Consider the following 3754-nt stretch of genomic DNA (forward strand, 5'->3'; position numbering starts at 1 on the left):
AAAATGGGTTCTAGGGTGCAGGCGAAGGGGAAACCCCCCCGACCCCCAAAAACCAAAACCGCCATTGCGCAAGGATTTCAAATTATGACTACGCATAAAAAGTACAAATTATCTGATGAGAAGATGCGAACGAATGTAACGAAAGTTCGTTTTAACGAAAGTGAATATGAGAAAGTTTTAGCGCGTCAAAGTGGAAATACTTTTGCAGGTTGGCTGCGCCAAGTTGCTCTAGACATTGTTCCAACTCATCAAGCAGATGCGGAGCTGGTACGAAATATTGGTCGTATTGGCAGTAACTTAAATCAGCTTGCGCGTTACGTTAATACTGAAAAATCGCTGGATCAAAACGTATTGAATGAGATTTCTGCTATTCGCTTGATGCTTAAACAATTAATTGATCAAAATATTGCCGATGCGATAAAGGATAATTCAGATGATCGTTAAATTTTTTAGACGTTCAAAAGAACGCGGAAGCAAGCCTATTAACTATTTTTTAGGTGCTGAGAAAGATCGCAAGTTTGCGCGAGTTTTGTCTGGAGACCCTGATATTACTGAACATTTAATCAATGCGACTAAATTTGAGAACAAATATACAAGCGGCGTATTGTCATTCGCAGAGCGTGCAGACGAGATTAGCGAAGCTGATAAATTAGCAATAATGCGCAGCTTTGAAACGACATTGTTCCCAGGATTAGACCCCGACCAGTACGACATATTATGGATAGAACACAGCGATAAAGACCGTTTTGACGTTGATGCAGACGGCAAACAGATCGAAGGAACAGAGCGGAGCGGTCGTCTAGAGCTGAATTTTGTGATTCCGTGTCATGAGCTGCGCACAGGAAAGCGCTTACAGCCGTTTTACGCGGGTACAGACCTGCGCCGCGTGAATGCATGGAAAAATATTATAAATAGGGAATTAAAAACGTTGAAAGGTGATGCTGTAGCTGACCCGAACGATCCAAGACGACATAGAAAAATCAATAAATATTTAGGTTCTGCCCCGAAGCCCAGTCCGTTTGACTTAACAGCGAAAAAAGATAGCAAAAAAAGCGAGCTTGATCTCGCTGGACGTGATGAGCTGCGAGCGTCTATTCATCGTCACATGTTAGCAATGCTTAGCGAGCGCAACACTGAGCTACACGACAGAAAAGCCGTCGTGCATGAACTGACGACGGGCTTGGATCTTATTCTTGAAAACACTGCGAACAAGTCAATCACCATCTCACACCCGTTATTGCTTGATAAAAACCAAAAGCCTTTACGAATAAGACTTGAAGGCGGTATATACAATAAGGATTTCACACCTGAAAATTTTACCGCTGTAGCTAATGAGAAATACGATAACAGCCGCATTCGACGGAAAATTAAAGATGACAATAATTATGAAATCGGTATGCAGATCAAGACGGAGCAAAACAAAGAGCTATACAAAGACGCTATAGCGCCGCCACCGCTAAATATAGCTGTTAAGCCCGTTATTACTGCCGAGACGCAGCAGAAGAGCACAGAGACGCTACCAGTGCGCGATAACGCCCCCAAAAAGCATGTATATCGACCCTAATCTTCAGAGATTTCGTTTTTCATGCGTTTGAAGTCGTCTTGATACTGAGGTAAATATAAATCAATATCTTGACGATTATTCGCTGTCTGATGCTCTAAAACAAAGAGCAAAGAGGCTTTGTTTTTGCTGTCTAAGCTGTACCAATCCGACAAGTTGGCTTTGTATGCTGAGCCATTGTATAAGCTCAGCAATGTATCTCTACAAGCCCTAGCACCGCTACCGCCGCCGCGTGTAGCAAGGATTACCGTTTCGAGGTTTTTGTTAAAGTCATCGACAAAATTAGCCGAACTGTAAAAGCGATCACGCTCTATCATATCCAATGTGGCTTGAACTTCCACGTTATCTATATCATCGTTTCTACGAGTGATTGAGTAAGTGCCAACACCGTCATTGATATAGATTTTATCTTCTGTATATTCTACTGTTGGTTTCATGCTTCTGATCCTTATGGGCTGTGCCGTTGAAGCCATACCACCAGTGCTGCGCAGCGGTAGGCTGTACAAAAAATATAAAGCGAAATAGCAGCGTAGCGGAGCGATCCGCTACTATTTTAAATAATTTTCTAGGGGCTTTTCCTCAAAATCTTCGGGGTACGTAGCAATAAAATTCTTCATCTCACTTCTGAATGCGTCTCTATCGCGCTTACCCTGTCCGCTCAAACGATGATAATCATTATAATCAGCTTCGAATTGGTTTGAACGTACGATAGCACTAAGCATTTCTTCTGAAATTTTGCCTTTCTTATCTTCCAGTTTTGCTAATGATTTTTTGTGAAATCTTAATGTCATACTTACAAACGTACGTCCAACTTTGCGATATTCGACGCTAATATTAAAATCAGTGTGTTCGTTTATTTCGGCTATAGCTTTGTCTATCACAGATTCTTTAAGCTGTCCAAACTGCTTGTATTTTCCCGAAACGCCCATGACGTACCGAAAATCGTCTAATTCAAACTCTTGTTTGTATGTAAATAAGCCCGTCCAACACACAATTAATTCGTACAATCGTATCGCGTGCGTACTCGATAATTGCGATATTTCAATCAAGCGATACTTTGTAAAATTAGCTTTTAGTTCAGTCAAATAAGGAAGAATATCTTCTGCGAACGTTAGTATTACGCGCCCTTTAAATTTTTGGAATCGCACAGCGCTCACGAAATTGGTTACTAGCTTGTCTCCTTCGGCTATATGTATCGTTGCTTTACGATCTTGTAGTCGTGCGCTAACTTCACTCAAATCTCTAAATAAGTTTTTGTCGTTGCCCTTGTTGTAAAAAACATCTCTAATTTGTTCAACTGTAATAGTAAATTTTGTTTGCTTGGTAATTTCGCGTGCGCCCTCTCTGCTATCTATCTGACTAACACACGCAAGCAGCAGCTGTTTTTCTTTAGTAGTCATCGTATACGTTGCTAAAACTAAATCGTTAGACTGACTGACTATATAATTTTCCATATTCTCACCTGCTTGTTAATAACCAGTTTTAAATACTATTATAGTTAAAACAATTTTAAAAACAATATTTATTTTTATACTGTTTTCTCGCTTCATTTACTGTTTTCTCGCTTCATTTACTGTTTTCTCGCTTCATTTACTGTTTTCTCGCTTCATTTACTGTTTTTTAAGCTCGTAAGTAATTGATTTTAAAGGTTAAAAATGCTCCTTAAACAAGAGTTAAACAAGAGTTAAACAAGTTACTAAATAAAAACCCTTCTTTTACAGAACTTTTAATTTTGATTGTGGATAACTTTAGAGGATCAAACTCAAACGAACAAAGATATAAATCATTTTTTACAGTTCAAAAATACATAAAGCTAATCTTAGTACGCTATTACGTCTCTAATTGCGCTATAACGGATTAGTTTGCGTTATAACGTCTTAGTACGCTGTATATCTAATTACTTTGTGCTATATCGTCTTAGTGCGCCTATAAAACCAGCATCAGCTAACTATTCAAAAATTACAAAAAAATTAGTTTGCGATATAACGTCTCTAATTGCGCTATAACGGATTAGTTTGCGTTATAACGTCCTAGTTTGTTCTATTACCGATTAAAATCTTAACTTCTGCAAACCCAGTCAAATATAGCTATCTAGCCAAAAAATCCATGTTGTGTCAGTATAAAAAAGTAAATAAAACAGTTCATATTTTTTTAGCCAGCATTCCCTAGAGACCCCTTTTTCCGCTGCGCTAC

General features: G+C 39.0%; 4 protein-coding genes. 2 read left to right on the forward strand and 2 right to left on the reverse strand.

The features are described from left to right. The coding region (locus tag ACT3QQ_RS13660) for a plasmid mobilization protein (protein ID WP_444525973.1) at nt 1-444 on the forward strand (444 nt) is incomplete at its 5' end. Continuing rightward, nucleotides 434-1564 carry a relaxase gene (locus ACT3QQ_RS13665; RefSeq protein WP_444528402.1) on the forward strand — a complete coding sequence of 377 codons (1131 nt, stop codon included), beginning with the start codon at nt 434-436 and terminating at the stop codon, nt 1562-1564. The genes ACT3QQ_RS13660 and ACT3QQ_RS13665, both read left to right, overlap by 11 nt. On the opposite strand, the gene ACT3QQ_RS13670 is transcribed toward ACT3QQ_RS13665, so the two are convergent. After that, nucleotides 1561-1998: a DUF7673 family protein gene (locus ACT3QQ_RS13670; RefSeq protein WP_444518779.1), complete on the reverse strand. Its 438-nt coding sequence runs from the start codon at nt 1996-1998 to the stop codon at nt 1561-1563. The genes ACT3QQ_RS13665 and ACT3QQ_RS13670 overlap by 4 nt on opposite strands. Before the next feature lie 111 nt (nt 1999-2109). Beyond that, on the reverse strand, nt 2110-3015 hold the full coding sequence (locus ACT3QQ_RS13675) for a replication initiation protein (RefSeq protein ID WP_444518780.1): 906 nt from the start codon (nt 3013-3015) through the stop codon (nt 2110-2112). Between the last annotated feature and the right edge of the window lie 739 nt (nt 3016-3754).

The organism is Psychrobacter sp. AOP7-A1-24 (assembly GCF_052376235.1).
In the GTDB taxonomy this organism is placed as follows: Bacteria; Pseudomonadota; Gammaproteobacteria; order Pseudomonadales; family Moraxellaceae; genus Psychrobacter.